Here is a 19,561-nt window from a genome sequence, read left to right on the forward strand (position 1 = left end):
GCATCAGAACGACAAGTCGGACCTCGGTGGCCGTGGTCTCTTGAATCAACTCGGCCGCGACTCTTGACGGTTCACTCCGCTCCCGCCAGTCTCCCCACTGCGGGGGAGCGCTCTCTCGGCCCGGCCCCGCCCCCTCACAGAGCAAGGAGTTCGCATGGAAGCCCGTGGAACACCACGGTTGCGCGGTGCCCTGGCGGTCATGGCCGCCGTGGCCCTCCTGTTCACCCTCTCGGTGGCCGTCGCCCCGGAACGCGCCGCAGCCGCGGCCGTTCTCGTCTCCCAGGGAAAGCCGACGACCGCCTCCAGTACCGAGGCGCCGTTCGCCGCCGCGTCGGCCGTGGACGGTGACAGGGCCACCCGCTGGTCCAGCGCCTTCGCCGACGACGAGTGGATCCGTATCGACCTGGGCGCGAGCACGTCGATCGGGCAGGTCGTCCTCGACTGGGAGGCCGCGTACGCCAAGGGCTACCGGCTGGAGGTCTCCGCCGACGGAACCGAGTGGACGACGATCCACTCCACCACGACCGGCTCCGGCGGCGTCGAGACCCTGACGGTCTCCGGAACCGGCCGTTACATCCGGATGCACGGCACCGAGCGCGCCACCGCCTGGGGCTACTCCCTCCACGAGTTCCAGGTCTACTCCACCACCGACGGCGGCACCGCCCCCGGCGACGACGACGTCCTGCTCTCCTACGGCAAGGCCGGCTCCGCCTCGACCTCGCAGCACGACGGCACCTGCTGGGAGTGCTCGCCGGACAAGGCCTTCGACCGTGACCCGGCCAGCCGCTGGGCCACCAGCCCCGAGGGCGGCTGGACCGACCAGGGCTGGATCGCGGTCGACCTCGGCGCCCGCGCCGAGATCCACCGGGTCGTCCTCCAGTGGGACCCGGCCCACGCCAGGGCCTACCGGATCGAGGTCTCCGACAACGGGACCGACTGGACGACGATCCACTCCACCACCACCGGTACCGGGTTCAAGGAGACGCTGGACGTCAGCGGCGCCGGCCGGCACGTACGCCTGTACGCCACCCAGCGCAGCGGCGAATACGGCTACTCGCTCTGGGAGTTCCAGGTCTGGGGCACCGGCGGAGCCCCGAACCCCGCACCGCCGCTGCCGGCCGACCCCACATACGACCGGCTGGTGTTCAGCGACGAGTTCGACGGGCCCGCGGGCGCCGCGCCCGACCCCGCCAAGTGGGTCCCGGAGACGGGCACCGGCCCCAACAACGAGCTGGAGTACTACACGAACAACAAGAACGCCGTCCAGGACGGCAACGGCAGTCTCGTCCTGGAGGCCCGCCGCGAGGAGACTCCGGGTTCCGCCTGCCCGCCCGACCCGCTGAGCGGCAGCACCACGTGCCAGTACACCTCGGCGCGGCTCAACACGTACGGGAAGTTCCAGTTCACCTACGGCCGGGTCGAGGCGCGCATCAAGGTCTCCGGTACGCAGGGGCTCTGGCCCGCGTTCTGGATGCTGGGCGCGGACTACTTCGACCAGGGTCGCCCGTGGCCCTACACCGGCGAGATCGACATCATGGAACACGTCGGCAAGGAGCCGAACACCACCTACTCCACCCTCCACGCGCCCGCGTACAACGGCGCGGCCGGCTACGGAGCCCCGTACTCCCTGCCCGGGGGCGCGGACTTCGCCGACGACTTCCACACCTTCGCCGTGGACTGGGACAGCAAGGGCATGACGTTCCGGGTCGACGGTCAGGTGTCGCACACGGTCGACAAGGAGGAGCTGGAGAGCACCCGCGGACCCTGGGTGTTCGACCACGACTTCTTCCTCATCCTCAACAATGCGGTCGGCGGTGACTGGCCCGGATCGCCGGACGCCACCACCCGCTTCCCGCAGAAGCTGAGCATCGACTACGTCAAGGTCTGGCAGTAGCGGGCCGCGCACCGGGCGGCCGGGCGGCGGGAGGAACCCGCCGCCCGGCCGCTCGCCCCTGCTTCAGCCGCTCGCCCCGGTGTCCGCGCCCCCGCGCGGCGCGTACAGAATCCAGAGCGGCCCGTCCGCGAGATCGATCCGCCGCCCGTCGGCGCCGGTGTACACCGTGTCCGCGTCGGCCGAGCTCCGCGACCACCGCGCCTCGTACGTCCGGCCGTCGCGCAGGACGACCGCGCTGCCCGACCCCACGGTCTCGGTGAACGGGGTGACGTTCCCGGACCGGTCGCTGAAGTCCGACGGGCGGACGGTCACGTCCTGGACGACGACCGTGCCGGCCCCGATCCGCTCGCCGTCCGCCGTGCGGGCGGGGGAGCCGTCCTGGGAGACCAGCCAGCGGACGCGTTCGGCGGACCAGGTGAAGGTCACGGACGCGGACGGATAGCGGACCGTACGGCTGTCCTCCGGCTCGCCACCGGGCGGCGGCGGGCCCTCCTTCAGCCCCAGCTCCTCGACGGCGTCCACGCCGGAGGCGGTGAACGGGATCCGCTCCGGACGCAGATAGAGATTGTGCGGTGCGGGCCGGTCCCGGCCGCGGAAGTACGCCCCCGGCGCCTTCGAGGGCGGCACGGCCTCCAGCGGTGCGCGGTCGATGACCGGCAACAGCCTGCTCTGCGCCCCGGAGAAGGCCAGTGTCGGCCGGTCGAACTGCCGCAGCAGCTCCAGATCGGTCTCGCGCGCACTGCGCACCGGGCCGATGACCGGCGGCAGTTCGGAGGAGTAGACGGCGAGGATCCGGCTGAGACCGGCCTCCACCTGCTCGACGTAGACGATGTCGGCCCGCTCCAGGCCGGTGTGGGGGCGTGCGGGCGCCACGTTGTCGATCTTCACGGCGAGTACGTCGGCGGTCCTGCCCGCACCGGACGGGGAACTGCTGCTGGGCGACGGCGACGAACCGTCCCCGCCCGTGCACGCGGCGGTCACGGCCAGCAGCAGCGCGGTGAACAGCGCTGCGACCGAGGTCTTCACTCCGGCTGCGGACATGGCGACCGCCCTTCCGGGGCGTCGGCCGGCGGTGATGGCGGAGCACTGCCGTGTCGCGGCCCCTCATCCATCATCACGCGTCCGGCGCGCCGGTGGTTGCGCCGGGAAGGGCAGCTGCCCGAAAACGACCCGGGAACGACCCGGGAACGGCCCGAAAACGACCCGGGAACGGCCCGAAAACGGCCCGGGAACGGCCCGGGAACGGCCCGGGAACGGCCCGGGACGGCCCGGGAACGGCCTGGGAACGGCCCCGGAACCTTGAGGCGACGATCTTCCGCGTCTTCGCCGACAAGGAGGAGCTTCTGGACGCCTGCATGGCCGAGGCGATGCGCCACGACCACGCCGTACGCGAGCTGATGTCCATCCCCGCGGAGCTCCCGACCGCCGACCGCCTCGCCGAGGCCGCCGACGCCCTGGAGGCGCACCTGGACCGGATGGGCGCCATCGCGGGATCACTGCACGCCTCCGGCCACCGCCGCCGCGACACCCCGGCGGGCGAACAGGTTCGCGGCACGGGGCGCGAGGAGTCGATGGCCGCGATCCGGAGCGCGGTCGCCGAGCTCCTGGCACCCGACGCCGCATCCCTACGGCTGCCCGTGGATCAGGCCGCCGCGCTCTTCCTGGGCCTGCTGTTCACCCGCCCGCACCCGGACGACCCGGCACGTCTCACCGGGAGCCGGCTGGCGGAGGTCTTCCTCCACGGCGCGCTCGCCCCGGCACCGGGAGCGGACCGATGACCGCCCCTCGCCCCGACGCCGCCCGGACCACCACGATCCTGGTCGCCACGCTCGCGCTGATGCACATCACCGTGGGAGCAACCGTTTTGGCCGGACTGCCGACCCGGCGCGACGCACCGGAGGCGCCGGACGCACCGGAGCGCCCGGCGTCGTAGCGTCGGGAGGCATTCCGGACCGCATGGCCGGAACTGCTCTGCGCCGCGCACCCGATTCCGCTTCCGAAGGCGCTGGTCGCTCTCTACGGTTGCATCAGCGACGGTTCACGTGCCCGTACGCTGCGACAAGTGAGGCGGAGGGGGTTTCGGTGGAAGCCGAGTTGACGGCACTGGCGGCATCGGGTGCGACGACGTTCGTGGGGCTGATGGCGACGGAGGCCTGGACGCAGGTGCGCGGGCGCGTGGCCCGGTTCCTGGGCCGGGGCGAGGACGACGAGACGATCGACGCCGAGTTGGAGGAGTCCCGTGAGGAATTGATCGCCGCACGGCGGAACGGCGACGAGGACGGCGCGGCGGACGTCGCGGCCGAGTGGCGGATCAGGATCCGCCGGGCCCTGCGCGACAATCCCGAGGCCGAGCAGGAACTGCGGGCCATCCTCGACGACCTGGTGCCCCAGCAGGCTGCCGGCCCCACTGTGGCGATCAACCACAACACGATCCACGGCGGCCACTACAACGCCCCGGTGATCATGGCTCAGTGGGTCAACGACGGCGTACCCCCCACGCCCCGGCGGGGGCCGGGTACCGCGTGACAACCCCTAGTTCCGGCGACGTGCCGCAGCGCGTAGACGGCTGACGCGGGCAGTGCGGGGTCCCGCCTCGGCCCTGTCGTGGCGGCCTCCACGATCCGGCCGTCCCGCAGCCCCACCAGAGCCCCGCCGCCCGTCAGCGAGGCCGCCGTGAGCCGGCAGCTCGGAAGGCGGACGGTCTGGTCCAGACCTCTTGACCGAAGGTCTGGACCATTCTACGGTTTGGCAGGGTCACGACATGGGGCGGGACGGGGCGAACCTTTCGCACCGTCGGCGGCGGGCCCGGGCTGGAAGGACGTACGGATCATGGGTCGTACCTCACGACTGCTGGGCCTCGGCCTGGCCGCAGCGCTCGTCGTGCCGATGCTGGTCGGAGCCGCTCCGCCGAAGGCCCCCGACGCGGGCGCCGTCGTCGCGGCCGACGAGACCTGCGCGGTCAAGTCGAAGCCCACGGGCAAGGTGCTCCAGGGGTACTGGGAGAACTGGGACGGGGCGGCCAACGGCGTTCACCCGCCGCTCGGCTGGATCCCGATCACCGACTCACGCATCGCCCAGCACGGCTACAACGTCATCAACGCCGCCTTCCCCGTCATCCGCTCCGACGGCACCGTCCTCTGGGAGGACGGCATGGACAGCACCGTCAAGGTCGCCACCCCCGCCGAGATGTGTCAGGCCAAGGCCGCCGGCGGCACCATCCTCATGTCGATCGGCGGAGCCACGGCCGGGATCGACCTCAGCTCCAGCGCGGTGGCCGACCGGTTCGTCGAGACGATCGTGCCGATCCTGAAGAAGTACAACTTCGACGGCATCGACATCGACATCGAGACCGGACTCGTCGGCAGCGGCGACATCAGCCAGCTCTCCCCGTCGCAGGCCAACCTCATCCGCATCATCGACGGCGTCCTCTCCGCGATGCCGTCGAACTTCGGCCTCACCATGGCCCCCGAGACGGCGTACGTCACCGGCGGCAGCGTCGCCTACGGTTCGATCTGGGGCTCGTACCTCCCGATCATCAAGAAGTACGCGGACAACGGCCGCCTGTGGTGGCTGAACATGCAGTACTACAACGGCAGCATGTACGGCTGCTCCGGCGACTCCTACTCCGCCGGCACCGTCGCGGGCTTCACCGCTCAGACCGACTGCCTGAACAACGGGCTCGTCATCCAGGGCACCACCATCAAGGTCCCCTACGACAAGCAGGTCCCCGGCCTCCCCGCCCAGATCGGAGCGGGCGGCGGCCATATGTCCACCGGACTGGTCGCACAGGCCTGGAACCACTACAACGGCTCCCTCAAGGGGCTGATGACCTGGTCCCTTAACTGGGACGGCTCCAAGGGCTGGACCTTCGGCGACAACGTGAAGTCCCTCCAGGGCCGTTGAGCCCCTGCCGTACGGCTCCCGCGCCCCCTGCCCGTACGGGTTTCCGCGCCCCCGGTTTGCCGATGACCGGGGGCGCGGTGTCGCTCGGGCCGGGCGGCGACACGAGGAAGGCGTGAACCGGTCGCGCACCGGGGCGGCCGAGAGAGCAGAATCGGGTACGGACCGGGGTGATCGTTTCCCCGGTGCGCCGGGCCCGTCTCCCCGCGGGCCGGCCGACGACGAAGACGTACGAGGAGACCCGATGGTGCACGAACGGGCCGGTCACCCGGCGCAGTCCGCAGACCTGGTCGACGTGGCCCGGCTGGTGACGGCCTACTACGCCCTCCACCCCGACCCGGCCGAGCCCGCCCAGCGGGTGGCCTTCGGCACCTCCGGCCACCGGGGCTCCGCGTTCGCCGCCGCGTTCAACGAGGACCACATCGCCGCCACCACCCAGGCGATCTGCGACTACCGCACCCGCCAGGGCACCGACGGACCCCTCTTCCTCGGCGCGGACACCCACGCGCTCTCCGAACCCGCCCGGGTCACCGCCCTGGAGGTGCTCGCCGCCAACGGCGTCACCGCCCTCATCGACAGCGAGGACGGCTACACCCCGACCCCCGCCGTCTCGCACGCGATCCTCACGTACAACCAGGGGCGCACCGAGCACCTGGCCGACGGCATCGTGGTCACCCCGTCCCACAACCCGCCCGCCGACGGCGGCTTCAAGTACAACCCGCCGAACGGAGGGCCGGCCGCGTCCGATGCCACCTCCTGGATCCAGGACCGGGCGAACGCCCTGATCGAGGCCGGGCTCGGCGAGGTCCGCCGGATCCCGTACGCCCGCGCCCTGGCCGCCGGCACCACCCGCCGCCACGACTTCCTGACCGCGTACGTCGACGACCTGCCCTCCGTCCTCGACCTCGACGCCGTTCGGGACGCGGGCATCCGCATCGGCGCCGACCCGCTCGGCGGCGCGTCCGTCGCCTACTGGGGCCGGATCGCCGAACGCCACCGGATCGACCTCACCGTCGTCAACCCGCTCGCCGACCCCACCTGGCGGTTCATGACGCTGGACTGGGACGGCAGGATCCGGATGGACTGCTCGTCGCCGCACGCCATGGCCTCGCTGATCGAACAGCGCGAGACGTACGCCATCGCCACCGGCAACGACGCGGACGCCGACCGGCACGGCATCGTCACCCCCGACGGCGGTCTGATGAACCCCAACCACTATCTGGCCGTCGCCATCGACTACCTCTACACCCACCGCGACAGCTGGGCCGCCGGGACCGGCATCGGCAAGACCCTGGTCTCCTCCTCCATGATCGACCGGGTCGCCCACGACCTCGGCCGCACCCTGGTGGAGGTGCCGGTCGGCTTCAAGTGGTTCGTCGACGGCCTCCACGACGGCAGCCTCGGCTTCGGCGGCGAGGAGTCCGCCGGGGCCTCGTTCCTGCGCCGCGACGGCCGGGTCTGGACCACCGACAAGGACGGCATCCTGCTGGCCCTCCTCGCCTCCGAGATCACCGCCGTCACCGGAGACACCCCCTCCCAGCACTACGCCCGCCTCACCGACCGCTTCGGCGACCCGGCGTACGCCCGCATCGACGCACCCGCCACCCGTGAGGAGAAGGCCGTTCTGGCGAAGCTCTCCCCGCAGCAGGTCAAGGCCGACACCCTGGCCGGAGAGCCCGTCACCGCCGTCCTCACCGAGGCTCCCGGCAACGGCGCCCCGATCGGCGGCCTCAAGGTCTGCACCGACAGCGCCTGGTTCGCCGCCCGCCCCTCGGGCACCGAGGACGTCTACAAGGTGTACGCGGAGAGCTTCCAGGGCCCCGGCCATCTCGCCCGGGTCCAGGAGGAGGCCAGGGCGCTGGTGTCCGACGCGCTCGGCAACGACTGAACCGACGGCGCGCATGCCGATGGGGGCCGGGACGCAGCGTCCCGGCCCCTGTCGGGCCATGTCCCGGCCCCGGCGGACCGTGTCGGTCCTCAGGCGCCCGGCACGGTGGGCTGCACCTGGCGCAGGAAGGCCGCGTTGTCCGGGGTGCGCCGGACCTTGTCGAGCAGCACCTGAAGGGCGCCCTGGCCGTCGCGTGTGTTCAGGGCGCGGCGCAGCGCCCGAACCGCCGCCAACTCGCCCGGACCGAAAAGGAGTTCCTCGCGCCGGGTGCCGGACCGGGCGATGTCGACGGCCGGGAAGATCCGCGCCTCGGCGGCGGAGCGGTCCAGGCGCAGCTCCAAGTTGCCGGTGCCCTTCAGCTCCTCGAAGAAGAACTCGTCGGCCCGCGAACCGGTCTCCACGAGGGCCGTCGCCAGGATGGTCAGCGAACCGCCCTCGTCGGCGCAACGGGCCGCGCCGAACAGCGTCTTGGGGCCGGTCAGCGCTGCCGCGTCGACGCCGCCGCTCAGGGTCCGGCCGCCCGCGCGGGCAGCGTTGTTGTGGGCCCGGCACAGCCGGGTGAGGGAGTCCAGCAGGATCACCACGTCCCGGCCCTGCTCGACGAGGCGCCGGCCGCGCTCGACGGCCAGCTCGGCCAGGGCGATGTGCTCCCGGGCGGGCCGGTCGAAGGTCGACGCGTACACCTCGCCGCGTACCGAGCGGCGCATGTCCGTGACCTCCTCGGGCCGTTCGTCGAGCAGCACCACCATCAGGTGCGCCTCGGGGTGGTTGGTGGCGACGGCCGCGGCCAGCTGCTGGAGCAGCACCGTCTTTCCGGTCCGGGGCGGTGCGACGATCAGGCCGCGCTGGCCCTTGCCGACGGGAGAGACGAGATCGACGACGCGCGGCGCGGGCCCGCCGTGCGGCGTCTCCAGCCGCAGCCGTTCGCGGGGGTGGACGGGGGTCAGCTCGTGGAACCGGCGACGGCCCCGCAGGGCCTCCGGGGCGAGCCCGTTCACGCGGTCGACCGAGGACAGGACGCGCGGCCGGTCGCAGCCGCCCTCGACGGCGTCGCCCTGGCGCAGCCCGTGGCGCCGGATCAGCGCGGACGACACCTGGACGTCGCCGGGGGAGGGGTGGCCGCCGTGGACCCGGAGCATGCCGTGTCCGTTGTCGGTGGTGTCGAGGAGTCCGGCGACCCGGACGGGGCGCCGCTCACCCGTTACGGGGCGTTCGAGTGTGGTGGTCATGGGAGGGGTCCTTTCGCGGACAGGCGAACGAGGGGACCGGCGTACGGAGAGGCGGTGGGAATCACGCCACACACCGGGGGCACGGAGGCCCGGGGCAGGTCGCCGGAGAGACAGCGAGAACGCTGGGAAGAAGCTGATCGCCGGTCGGAAAGGACGGGCGCGACAGTGGTGGAGAGGAATCAGCACCGGTGCCCGAAGAGAAGGGGCATGCACATGTGCTCATCGCACTGTACCACTACGCGCCGGACATGCGTCGAGGGCGGTGGGAACCCGATGCCCGGGTTCCCACCGCCCTCGGTGACCGCTGCGGGGTCGCGGAGAGGCCGCAGGGTCAGCCGGTCACGCCCAGCAGCGGCGCCCAGGACTCCAGCGCGGGCTTCTCGGCGAGGTCGGCGAAGGCCACCTCGATGCCGTGGTCGCGGCGCCAGGCGGCGGCCAACGACATCAGACGGACGGAGTCGAGACCGTAGTCGACGAGGTTCTCGTCGACCGGGATCTCCTCGGGGTCCTCGCCGAGCACATCGGCGACCTCGGCACGGAGCTGTTCGAGCGTGAGCGCCACAGCGGTCACTTCCCTTCGAAGACGGTCCGGGCGGTGGTGACGACGGCGCACTTGCCCGCGGCCCACCGCAGCGCCATGGCGTGGTCCTCGGCCGAGAAGTCCGCCACCGCGTCGGCCACCACGAACGCCTGGATGTCCTGCATCCAGGCGTCGCACGCGGTCATCAGCACGCCGATGTGGGCGTAGACACCGGTGATGACGATCTGGTCGCGGCCCTGCTCGCGCAGGCGCTCCAGCAGATCGGTGCGGACGAAGCCGCTGTACTTCCACTTGGTGAGTACGGTGTCGCCCGCGTCGGGCGCGACCTCGCCCGCGATGGCCGCCAGATGCTCGTCGGCCGGGAGGCCGGGACCCCAGAAGTCCTGCTGGAGACCGCGCTCCTGTGCGCTCTGGCCGCCGGGCTGCGCGGTGTAGAGCACCGGCACGCCCAGGCGCGCCGCGTCCTTCTTCAACTCGGCCACATGGGCGAGCAGTTCGGGCACGGGCGCGGCCTCGCGGTCGTACGCCGACAGGAAGTGGTTCTGGAGGTCGTGGACGAGCAGCACCGCACGCGCGGGGTCGACGGTCCAGTCGACCCGGTTGGCGGGCAGCTCGTCGGCGGCCGGCATGGGGTAGGGGACGACGGCGGGCAGAGCCATGGTGGAGAAGGTTCCGTTCGGGGAGTCGTTCAGTGGGACGGGGACGGGGAGTCGTTCAGTGGGACGACGGGGACGGGGAGGAAGGAGTGGTGCGGGCGGCGGCGTTGCGCAGGTCCTTCTTGGAGACCTTGCCCACGCCGGTCTGCGGGAACGCGTCGACGAACTCGACCCGGTCCGGCACCTTGTAGGCGGCCAGGCCCCGCTCGCGTACGAACCGCTTGACGGCCACCGCCTTGAGCGGGCCCGCGCCCGAGCGCAGGATCACGTAGGCGCAGACGCGTTCGCCCAGATACGGGTCGGGCTCGGCCACCACATTGGCGTCGTGCACGGCCGGGTGAGCGAGGATGTGGTTCTCGACCTCCTCGGCGGCGATCTTCTCGCCGCCCCGGTTGATCTGGTCCTTGGCGCGCCCTTCGACGACGATGTGCCCGGTTTCGGTGACCCGCACGATGTCACCGGTGCGGTAGAAGCCGTCCTCGGTGAAGGAGCGGGCGTTGTGCTCGGGGGCGTTCCAGTAGCCCCGGATGGTGTACGGGCCCCGGGTCAGCAGGTGGCCCGTCCCGCCCGGGGCCACCTCCTGGTCCTCGTCGTCGACGACCAGGATCTCGTCGTCGGGCGAGATGGGCCGGCCCTGCGTGGTGACGACCGTCTCCACCGGGTCGTCGAGACGGGTGTAGTTGACCAGCCCCTCGGCCATGCCGAACACCTGCTGGAGCGTGCAGCCGAGCGCGGGCCGCACCCGTCGGGCCGCCTCCTCGCTGAACTTGGCGCCGCCCACCAGCAGGACCTCCAGGCTGCCGAGGTCGTGCGCGGTGCCCGGCGCGGCCTCCGTCCACAGCAGGGCCAGCGGCGGCACGAGCCCGGTGATCGTGACGCCCTCGCGCTCGATCAGCGGGAACGCCACCTCCGGCGAGGGCTGGGGGCACAGCACCACACGGCCGCCTGCGTACAGCGTGCCGAGCGAACCGGGGGAGGAGAGCGGGAAGTTGTGGGCGGCGGGCAGGACGCACAGATAGACGCTGCTCTCGTCGACCGCGCAGATCTCGTTGGAGCCCCACAGCGAGTAGATGTAGTCGTCGTGGGTGCGCGGGATCAGCTTCGGGATGCCGGTGCTGCCGCCGGAGAGCTGGAGGAAGGCCAGGTCGTCCGGGCGCGGGCCGCCGTAGCCGACCGGCTCCTCGGCGACCTCGGACAGCGCCTCGAACTCACCGGGGTCCCCCTGGGCCACGAACACATGGCGCAGCGTGCCCACATTGGCGTGGGTCTTCGACGCCAGCTCACGGTAGTCGTAGCCGCCGTGCTCGGCCGCGATGACGTACGCCACCGCCTCGGTGAACTCGCAGAAGTAGGTGATCTCGCTCTCGCGGTGCGCGGGCAGCGCGAAGACGGGCAGCGCGCCGATCCGGAACAGCGCGAAGATCACCTCGAAGAACTCGGCGATGTTGGGGAGCTGCACCACCACCTTGTCGCCCTTGACGATGCCGCGGGCGAGGAAGCCCGCCGCCAGCCGGTCGGCGCGCCGGTCGAGATCGGCGTACGTCCACCGGCTGCCCGCCACCGGGTCGACGATCGCGACCCGGTCCGGATGGGCCTCGGCGCGCTGCCGCAGCATCTCCCCGAAGGTCTCGCCGCGCCACCAGCCGGCCGCCCGGTACTTCTCCGCGAATTCGGCGGGCCAGGTGGGCGCCGCCGCGTCCGTACTCACAGTTCGGCTCCCACGGCGCTCAGGAAGGTGCGGAACTTGGCCGCGGTCTCGGCGGTCTCCGCCTCGGGCTCGGATGCGGCGACGACGCCCGCTCCGGCGTACAGGCGCAGCGTGCGCTCCTCGGCCTCGGCGCAGCGGATCGTGACGACCCATTCGCCGTCGCCCTCGGCGTTGCCCCAGCCGACCACGCCGGTGAAGAAGCCGCGGTCGAACGGCTCGGTCTCGGCGATGACCTGACGGGCCGTCTGCGTCGGCGTCCCGCACACGGCGGGCGTCGGGTGCAGCGCCATGGCCAGCTCCAGCGCCGAGGCGTCGGGAGAGGTGAGGGTGCCGGTGACCGTGGTGGACAGGTGCCACATGGTGGCGGTGCGGATGAGCGTCGGGCGGGACGGGACCGTCATCCGCGTGCAGTGCGGCGCGAGCGCCTGGTGGACGGCGTCCACGACGACGGCGTGCTCGTGCAGGTCCTTGACGGACTCCAGCAGCGTCGCCGCCCGGCGTACGTCCTCGGCGAGGTCGGCGCTGCGCGGGGTCGACCCGGCGAGCGGGTTGGCGACGACCTGCTCGCCGTGGCGGGAGACGAGGAGCTCGGGGCTGGCGCCGATCAGGGTGCGGTCGGGGCCGGTCGGCAGCGCGAAGGTGTAGCCCGAGGGGTCACGGCGGGCGAGGCGCTGGAGCATCGCGGGCAGGTCGAGCGGGTCGCCGGAGGTGAGTTCGAGGGTGCGGGCCAGGACGACCTTGCTGAACTCGCCGCGCCACATGCGCTCCACGGCGGAGGCGACGCCCTTGCCGTAGATCTCCGGCTCGGGCACCTGGCGGATCTCCCAGGCCCCGGCGGTGGGCGCGCTCGCCGGCAGGGCGATGAGCGGGTCGGAGGCGAGCGGCGGTGCGGTGCGCACGGACTCCGGGACCCGGAGGACGGCCGGGGCGGTGTGGTCGAAGGGGATGGCGCCGACGACCACCGGCGATTCCTGCCCGGCGGCGACCGCCGTGGCGAGCGTGGCGTCCACCCGCTCGGTCAACGGTCTCTCGTCGTGCGGGACATGACGCCCCGGCCCCCGTGCGAGCAGTGTGCGTCCGGGGGTGGCGAGAAAGTGGTCGCCCGGTGTGTAGGCGTCCAGCAGTGACGTGGCCGCTCCTACGGCAGGGTGGGCCGGATCGGCCGGGGCGGTGTGCGTGGCGACCTGGGATGCCGTCGACACGGGGACTCCATTCTCGATGGTCCCGTCAGCGGGTGCGGGGGGCTGGATGGGAGGGTGAAGGAAGGCGAAGGAAGGCGGGAGAAGAAGGGGAGGAGGCGGGCGAGCGGTCAGCGCAGGGTCGCGCCGCCGTCGACGTACAGCTCCTGCATGGTGATGTGGCGGGCGCGGTCCGAGGCGAGGAACGCCACCGTCTCCGCGATGTCCCCGGGGTCGGCGATCCGGCCCAGCGGAATACCGGTCCGGTACGTCGAGGGGTCGCCGTCGATGACGCGCTGTTCGGCGCCCGGATCGGTCCACAGTGCGCGTTGCATCGGCGTGTCGGTGGAGCCGGGCGCGACGACGTTGCAGCGGACGCCGCTGCCGGCCAGTTCGAGGCCCAGGCACTTGGTGAACATGGCGGCGGCCGCCTTGGAGGCGGCGTAGGCGGCCATGCCGGTGCGAGGGATTCCGGCGGCGTTGGACCCGACGGTGACGACCGCGCCGGATCCGCGGGCCGCCATGAGCGGGGCGACCGCCTGGGAGACATGGAAGACGCCGGTGGCGTTCACCGCGAAGGTGTCCGCCCAGTCCTGCGCGGAGAGCGCGGCCGCCGGTCCGGTGCGCAGAATGCCCGCGACATTCACCAGGACGTCGACCGGGCCCAGTTGGCGCTCCACGCGGGCCACGGTGCTCTCCACCGAGCCGCGGTCGGTGACGTCCATCACATACGGGTCCAGGCTGCCTGCCGAACGCTCGCCACCGGGCAGTTTCTCCTGCGTCCGGGTCCACTCGGCGGCCAGCGCCTCGATGCCGGGCAGGGCGCGATCGGTGGCGGCCACACGGGCGCCGAGGGTGGCGAGCAGGTCGGCGACTGCCGCCCCGATGCCCTGTGCGGCACCGGTGACCAGAGCAGTGCGGCCGGTGAACTCGCCGCTTCTGCCCGGTATGTGCTCAGGCATGAGCAACCTCCTCCGTTGTTAGGTAAGGGTAACCTAAATTCACTCGACCGCCCAGAACGGGGTCGAGCCGCCGATATCTACTTAGGCTAGCCTCACCTTATGCAAACGCCGCGCACGGGGACCACGGCCTCGGCTCCCGAACATGACTCCTCGACCGTTCAGTTGGACGGGGGCGAAGCCGACCGCCGGACGGAGGCCCCGCCCGCCGGGCGCGAGGAAACACTCCCGGGAACCGAAAAGGGAACAACGTCGGGAACCGGACAGCCCTCCGGCTCCCGGTCGGCCCCCGGCGGGCGCGCCGCCCCGGACGCACCCGACGCGTCCCGTTCCACCGCCGACCCGCGACGGCGGACCGTCGTGATCGCCGTCGCCGGACTGGCCCTCGCCGTCCTGCTGTTGACGGCCCTCTCCCTCTCGATCGGCGCGGGCGAGGTCGGCCCCGGCGGCGTCCTGGACTACCTCCTCGGCCGCGACGGCGCACGCGACAACGCCCGGCTCTCCCTCGTCGTCGGCGACCTGCGCCTGCCGCGCACCCTCACCGCCCTGCTCGTCGGAGCCGCCCTCGGCGTCGCCGGCTGTCTGCTCCAGGCGGTCACCCGCAACCCGCTGGCCGAGACCGGACTGCTCGGCGTCAACGCGGGCGCCTCGCTCGGCGTCGTCGCGGGCATCGCGCTGCTCGGCTTCGATTCCGGTTACGCCTACCTCGTCTGCGCCTTCGTCGGCGCGGTGGTCGCCAGCGGCCTCGTTCTCCTCATATCCGGCAGACGCGGCGGCGGCTCTCCCATGCGCCTCGTCCTCGCGGGCGCGGCGCTCGGCGCGACCTTCGGCGGACTCACCAGCGTCATCGTCGTCAACTCCGCCGAGACCTACGACAGATTCCGCTTCTGGGTCCTCGGCTCCCTCGCCGGAGTCGAGGGCTTCGGCGAACTCGGCCGCCTCGCCCCCGTTCTCGCCATCGGCTTCCTCGTCGCCCTCCTCGTCGCCCGCCCGCTCTCCGCCCTGGCGCTCGGCGACGACCTGGCCCGCAGCCTCGGCCACCGGCCCCCCGTCATCCGTACGGTCGTCGCCATCGGCGTCACCCTCCTGACCGCCGCAGCCGTCGCGCTCGCCGGGCCCATCTCCTTCCTCGGCCTGCTCGCCGGCTTCCTCGCCCGCGCTCTCGCAGGCACCCGCCTCGCGGCCCGCATCCTGCTCGCCGGACTCATCGGCGCCTGCGTGCTGACGGTCTCCGACATCGCCGCCCGGGTGGTCTCCCGGCCCTTCGAGGCGCCCGTCTCCGTCATCGTCGCCCTCATCGGCGCCCCCGTCCTCATCGCCATCGTCCGCTCCAAGCAGCTGGCCTCGATGGGCATGACGGAACCCGCCACCGAGGAACGCGCCCCCGACCGCCCCCGCCGCTTCCGGATCGCCCTGCCCCGTCCCGCGCGCCGCACCCCGAAGACCCTGCGGGTCCGCCCGGCCGACACCCTCGTCCTGCGCCGCGGACCGCTCTCGCTCCTCGTCACCCGGCGCGCCGCCCTCGCCGCCGTCGCGCTCACCGGGGCCCTTCTGCTCGCCGTCGTCCTCTCCGCGTACGCGGGCCAGAGTGACATGGGCGTCGGCCGCACCTTCCGCGCGGTGCTCGGCCAGGGCGACCGCTTCGACGTGCTGCTCGTCCAGAAGTTCCGCCTCGGCCGCATCGTCGCCGGACTCACCGCCGGCGCGGCCCTCGGCCTGGCCGGCTGCCTCACCCAGACCCTGGCCCGCAACCGCCTCGCCACCCCCGAACTCCTCGGCGTCAACGACGGGGCCACCGCCGCCGTCCTGCTCTCCGTCACCCTCAGCGCCACCGGAACGTTCGGCGCGTGGTGGGCCGGGCCGATCGGCGCCCTGGTCGCCGTCATCGTCGTCACCACCGTCTCCGGCGGCCTCGGCCGACGCGGCTACCGCGTCCTCGTCGTCGGCCTCGCCATGTCCGCCCTGGCCTCCGCCATCACCCAGGTCGTCCTCTCCCGCCGGTCCCTCTCCTCCGCCGGCTCGCTCTACGTCTGGACCTCCGGCAGCCTCAACGGACGCAGCTACTCCGTCGCCGTCCCCGTCCTCATCGGCCTCGCGGTCCTCGTCCCCGTCAGCCTCGCCGTCGCCCGCCATCTGGGTGTCCTGCGCTTCGACGACGCGACCGCCTCCTCGCTCGGCTCCGCCCCCGGCCGGGTCCGCACCCTCTCGCTGGTCCTCGCCGTCGCCCTCGCGGGCCTCGCCGTCGGCATCTGCGGCCCCGTCGGCTTCGTCGCGCTCGCCTCCCCGGTCATCGCCTCCCGGCTCGCCGGACCGCTGCGCGTCCCGCTCGTCGGCTCGATGCTCACCGGAGCCGTCCTCGTCGTCGCCGCCGACACCCTCGGCCGCATCGCCTTCGACGGCGTCGAACTCCCCGTCGGCATCGTCACCACCGTCCTCGGCGGCCCCTTCCTGCTCTGGGTGCTGCTCGGCCGCTCCGCGGCCACCCGCGTGTAGCAGCCGCCCGCGCAGAGCGACCGCACGCGCAGAGAAACCGCCCGCCGCCCGCGTAGAAGAGCGAGACATCCATGACCTACCCGCCGCGCAGGAACCCCCCGGCCACTCCCGCGTCCGAGGGACCGACCGGAACCGAGGCGACCGCCGTACGAAGCCCGCTGCTGCGTACGCTCCTCGCGGACGTCCGTGACGACAAGCCCGGCGCCGAGGAGCAGTTCTGGCTCCGGGCGGCCGCCTCCGGCACCCCGCTCGTCGAACCCGACCCCGAGGGCGACCCGGACCACCGGCTCGTCACCTTCGTCCGCCGTGAGGACCCCGAGCGCCCCGCCACCCATGTCTTGGCCCTCGTCCACACGGTCACCGACAAGGACCGGCACGCGGGCGACCTCGCCCCGCACCTGATGGAACGGATCGAGGGCACCGGCGTCTGGGCGATCAGCCACCGGCTGCGCGCCGACCACCGCGCCTCGTACCAGTTCCACGCCACCGAAGGCACCCGCGAGGACGCCCTGCGCGCCGACCGGGCCTCCTGGCTCCAGGTCCTCGACCACGCCGTACCCGACCCGCTCAACGACCGCGCGCCGCTGCCCTCCCGGGACGGCCGCAACCCCGCCTCCGTACTCGAACTGCCCGAAGCCCCCGAGCAGTCGTGCACCCGGCGTCGCGACGACGTGGCCCGGGGCCGGACGCTCGACGCCGAGGTCGACGGCCGCCGGATCACGGTCCACCTGCCGTCCGGCCACCGCCCGGACGGCGGCCCGTACGCGCTCGCCGTGCTCCTCGACGGCGAGATGTGGGGGCCGGTCCTCGGCGTCGGAGACATCCTCGACAACCTGTACGCCGACGGGGACCTGCCGCCCACCGTGGCGGTCCTGGTCGACACCATGGGCCGGCGCATGCAGGACCTCGCGTGCAGCGGCCCGTTCGTCGACTGGCTCGCCGACACCCTGCTGCCCTGGGCCGGACGGGAGTACGGGGCCGGGGCCGACGCCGCACGCACCGTCGTCGCCGGGCAGAGCGCGGGCGGCCTCACCGCCGCGTTCGCCGCGTTCCGGCGGCCCGACCGGTTCGGCCTCGCGCTCTCCCAGTCCGGCTCCTTCTGGTGGCCCGACGACGAGCGCGGCAGCGAATGGCTCACCGGGCAGTACGCCTGGGCGCAACGCAGGCCGGTCACCCTCCACCTGGAGGTCGGCCTCCAGGAGTGGATGCTCCTCCAGGAGAACCGCAGATTCCGCAATGTCCTGCGCGCCCGCGGATACGACGTGCGCTACCGCGAGTTCAACGGCGGCCACGACTACGCCTGCTGGCGCGGCGGCCTGGCGGACGGCCTGGCGGCGCTGCTCGGCGAGGGCTGAGCCTCCTCCGTAACCCCGCACCCCGACCACAGGAGGGGGCGGGGCGGCATCCCCTCTCCGATGCCGCCCCGCCCCCCTTCTCGTGTGCCCGCTCAGCCCTTGACGGCCGGAGTCTCCTCCGTAGCCAGGCACTCACCGGGCGCCTCGGGACCGTCCGCGTCGTCGAACGGCGGCGGCTGCGGGGCCTCGCGCGGCAACCGCAGCGCGATCAGCGCGCCCGCCGCGACGAGCGCCGCCGTCACCCAGACCGCCGTACGGTACGGGCCCGGATCGGCGGTCTCCGTCACATGGCCGCCGCCGATCACCGCTGCGCAGGCCGCGATGCCCAACGCGCCGCCCAGCGTGCGGACGATCTGGAACAGGCCCATCGCCTGGCCCATGTCGGCGGGCCCGATCGACTCGAACCCGGAGATCTGCACCGTCAGCACCGCCGTCCCCAGCACCAGACCGATCAGGAACATCAGCCCGCGCACGCTCCACACGTTCTCCGCCACCCCGGGCACGGCGAGCGCCCCGAAGACGGCCGCAGCGACCAGCAGCGCCGGCACGGTCAGCAGCCGGGGGCCGAGCCGCGGCAGCAGCCGGTCCACCACCTGCGAGGCCAGCATCAGCCCGACCGCCTCCGGGAACACGCTCAGCCCGGCGTCCAGCGCCGAAGCCCCCAGGCTCGCCTGGTAGAGCAGCGGGAAGACGAACAGCACACCCATCAGCCCGGCCGCGGTCACCCCGGCCAGCGCCGAGGCCGACCCGTACACCCGGTCGGCGAACAGCCGCAGCTTCAGCAACGGCGTCTTCGCCCGCACCTGGTGCAGAACGGCCGCCACCAGCAGGACGGATCCCAGCGCCGCGCTCACGGCGACGGCGGGCCGCGTCCAGCCCTGCGAGGGGCCGAAGCCGAGCGCGTACGTCAGCAGCCCCAGCGCCGGAGTGGCCAGCCAGAAGCCCACGGTGTCGAACCGCCCCTCCGGGCCCTCGACATGCTCGCGCAGACCGAACACGCCCAGCAGCACCGCCGCCGCGCCGATCGGCACGTTCACGAAGAACAGCCAGTGCCAGGAGAGGTGTTCGGTGAGCAGCCCGCCCAGCGGCGGACCGAGCGCGGGCATCAGCGCCGTCGGCACGATCAGCACCTTGGCCAGCTTCATCCGCTCGTGCGGCGGGAACGCCCGGAACAGCAGCGTCATCCCGACCGGCGTCAACAACCCGCCCGCCAGGCCCTGCACGGCCCGCGCGACGACCAGCGTAGGGAGATCCGGCGCCAGACCGCAGACCGCCGAGGCGATCGTGAACGCGCTCAGCGCGCCGAGGAACACCCGCTTCGTCCCGAACCGGTCGCCCAGCCACCCCGCCACCGGCAGCCCCACCGCGAGCGCGACCAGGAAGGCCGTCTCCACGGTGTTCGCCGCCGACAGCGGACGCCCGAAGTCGCCCGCGATCGTGTAGAGCGCCGGGTTCACGATCGTCGAGTCCAGGCCGTTCATGCACATCGCGGCCGTGTAGACGAGGACGACCGCGACCCGGGGACGTATCCGGGGCCGGATCAGCAGCCCGCTCACCGGGCGGCGACGGGGAGAGGACCGGACCAGTGCGCGGTGATCCAGTCCAGCGCGTCCTGCCGGGCGCACGGACCGTGAGCCGTCGACCAGCCCTCCGGCACCGCCGCGAACAGCGGCCACAGCGAGTGCTGACCCTCCGCGTTGGTCAGGACGAGGAACTCCCCGTCCGCGTCGAAGGGGTTGGCGGATGCGTCGCTCATCGGT

17 protein-coding genes are annotated in these 19,561 nt (G+C 72.8%); 8 read left to right on the forward strand and 9 right to left on the reverse strand.

All coding sequences use genetic code 11. The features are described from left to right. The first annotated feature begins 154 nt into the window (after window positions 1-154). Window positions 155-1,894: a discoidin domain-containing protein gene (locus AC0VY3_RS16530; protein WP_475549888.1), complete on the forward strand. Its 1,740-nt coding sequence runs from the start codon at window positions 155-157 to the stop codon at window positions 1,892-1,894. Between the two features lie 63 nt (window positions 1,895-1,957). Here the strand turns inward: AC0VY3_RS16530 and AC0VY3_RS16535 are convergent, their stop codons facing one another. Further along, window positions 1,958-2,935 carry a DUF3048 domain-containing protein gene (locus tag AC0VY3_RS16535; RefSeq protein ID WP_475549889.1) on the reverse strand — a complete coding sequence of 326 codons (978 nt, stop codon included), beginning with the start codon at window positions 2,933-2,935 and terminating at the stop codon, window positions 1,958-1,960. 314 nt (window positions 2,936-3,249) lie between these two features. Between AC0VY3_RS16535 and AC0VY3_RS16540 the strand changes: the two genes are divergently transcribed. From AC0VY3_RS16540 to pgm, 5 genes are all read left to right on the forward strand, one after another. After that, entirely contained in the window at window positions 3,250-3,672 is a 423-nt protein-coding gene (locus AC0VY3_RS16540; RefSeq protein WP_475549890.1) for a TetR family transcriptional regulator, read from the forward strand. Next, on the forward strand, window positions 3,669-3,827 hold the full coding sequence (locus AC0VY3_RS16545; RefSeq protein ID WP_181011093.1) for a hypothetical protein: 159 nt from the start codon (window positions 3,669-3,671) through the stop codon (window positions 3,825-3,827). The genes AC0VY3_RS16540 and AC0VY3_RS16545 overlap by 4 nt, the downstream gene beginning before the upstream one ends. Window positions 3,828-3,976: 149 nt before the next feature. Further along, entirely contained in the window at window positions 3,977-4,420 is a 444-nt protein-coding gene (locus AC0VY3_RS16550) for a hypothetical protein (RefSeq protein ID WP_475549891.1), read from the forward strand. 303 nt (window positions 4,421-4,723) lie between these two features. Next, a complete protein-coding gene (locus AC0VY3_RS16555) occupies window positions 4,724-5,797 on the forward strand; it encodes a chitinase (RefSeq protein ID WP_475549892.1) in 1,074 nt (357 codons plus the stop codon). A gap of 241 nt (window positions 5,798-6,038) precedes the next feature. Next, window positions 6,039-7,682, forward strand: a complete 1,644-nt coding sequence (pgm, locus tag AC0VY3_RS16560; RefSeq protein WP_103512371.1) for a phosphoglucomutase (alpha-D-glucose-1,6-bisphosphate-dependent) — start codon at window positions 6,039-6,041, stop codon at window positions 7,680-7,682. Between the two features lie 89 nt (window positions 7,683-7,771). Here pgm and rho read toward each other — a convergent pair whose 3' ends face one another. The 6 genes from rho to AC0VY3_RS16590 all read right to left on the reverse strand — a co-directional run bounded on the left by rho (window position 7,772) and on the right by AC0VY3_RS16590 (window position 13,956). Next, entirely contained in the window at window positions 7,772-8,911 is a 1,140-nt protein-coding gene (gene rho / locus AC0VY3_RS16565; protein ID WP_475549893.1) for a transcription termination factor Rho, read from the reverse strand. Between the two features lie 331 nt (window positions 8,912-9,242). Then, window positions 9,243-9,482 carry a phosphopantetheine-binding protein gene (locus AC0VY3_RS16570; RefSeq protein ID WP_103512369.1) on the reverse strand — a complete coding sequence of 80 codons (240 nt, stop codon included), beginning with the start codon at window positions 9,480-9,482 and terminating at the stop codon, window positions 9,243-9,245. Further along, window positions 9,479-10,111, reverse strand: a complete 633-nt coding sequence (locus tag AC0VY3_RS16575; protein WP_475549894.1) for an isochorismatase family protein — start codon at window positions 10,109-10,111, stop codon at window positions 9,479-9,481. The genes AC0VY3_RS16570 and AC0VY3_RS16575 overlap by 4 nt, the downstream gene beginning before the upstream one ends. 55 nt (window positions 10,112-10,166) lie before the next feature. Then, a complete protein-coding gene (locus AC0VY3_RS16580; RefSeq protein WP_103512367.1) occupies window positions 10,167-11,816 on the reverse strand; it encodes a (2,3-dihydroxybenzoyl)adenylate synthase in 1,650 nt (549 codons plus the stop codon). Continuing rightward, window positions 11,813-13,018 (reverse strand): isochorismate synthase DhbC, encoded by a 1,206-nt coding sequence (gene dhbC, locus AC0VY3_RS16585; protein ID WP_475549895.1) that lies wholly within the window; start codon window positions 13,016-13,018, stop codon window positions 11,813-11,815. Before dhbC ends, AC0VY3_RS16580 begins: the two co-directional genes overlap by 4 nt. A gap of 107 nt (window positions 13,019-13,125) precedes the next feature. Then, window positions 13,126-13,956 (reverse strand): 2,3-dihydro-2,3-dihydroxybenzoate dehydrogenase, encoded by an 831-nt coding sequence (locus tag AC0VY3_RS16590; protein WP_475549896.1) that lies wholly within the window; start codon window positions 13,954-13,956, stop codon window positions 13,126-13,128. A gap of 99 nt (window positions 13,957-14,055) precedes the next feature. On the opposite strand from AC0VY3_RS16590, the gene fhuB reads away from it, so the two are divergent. After that, window positions 14,056-16,446 (forward strand): Fe(3+)-hydroxamate ABC transporter permease FhuB, encoded by a 2,391-nt coding sequence (gene fhuB / locus AC0VY3_RS16595; RefSeq protein WP_475549897.1) that lies wholly within the window; start codon window positions 14,056-14,058, stop codon window positions 16,444-16,446. A gap of 71 nt (window positions 16,447-16,517) precedes the next feature. Then, window positions 16,518-17,801, forward strand: coding sequence for an enterochelin esterase (gene fes / locus AC0VY3_RS16600; RefSeq protein ID WP_475549898.1), 1,284 nt, complete (start codon window positions 16,518-16,520; stop codon window positions 17,799-17,801). 92 nt (window positions 17,802-17,893) lie between these two features. Here the strand turns inward: fes and AC0VY3_RS16605 are convergent, their stop codons facing one another. Both AC0VY3_RS16605 and AC0VY3_RS16610 read right to left on the reverse strand, forming a co-directional pair. After that, window positions 17,894-19,357, reverse strand: coding sequence for a DHA2 family efflux MFS transporter permease subunit (locus AC0VY3_RS16605; protein ID WP_475549899.1), 1,464 nt, complete (start codon window positions 19,355-19,357; stop codon window positions 17,894-17,896). After that, window positions 19,354-19,557 carry an MbtH family protein gene (locus AC0VY3_RS16610; RefSeq protein WP_103512362.1) on the reverse strand — a complete coding sequence of 68 codons (204 nt, stop codon included), beginning with the start codon at window positions 19,555-19,557 and terminating at the stop codon, window positions 19,354-19,356. Before AC0VY3_RS16610 ends, AC0VY3_RS16605 begins: the two co-directional genes overlap by 4 nt. Between the last annotated feature and the right edge of the window lie 4 nt (window positions 19,558-19,561).

The sequence above is a fragment of the Streptomyces sp. iso_384 genome (assembly GCF_056172905.1).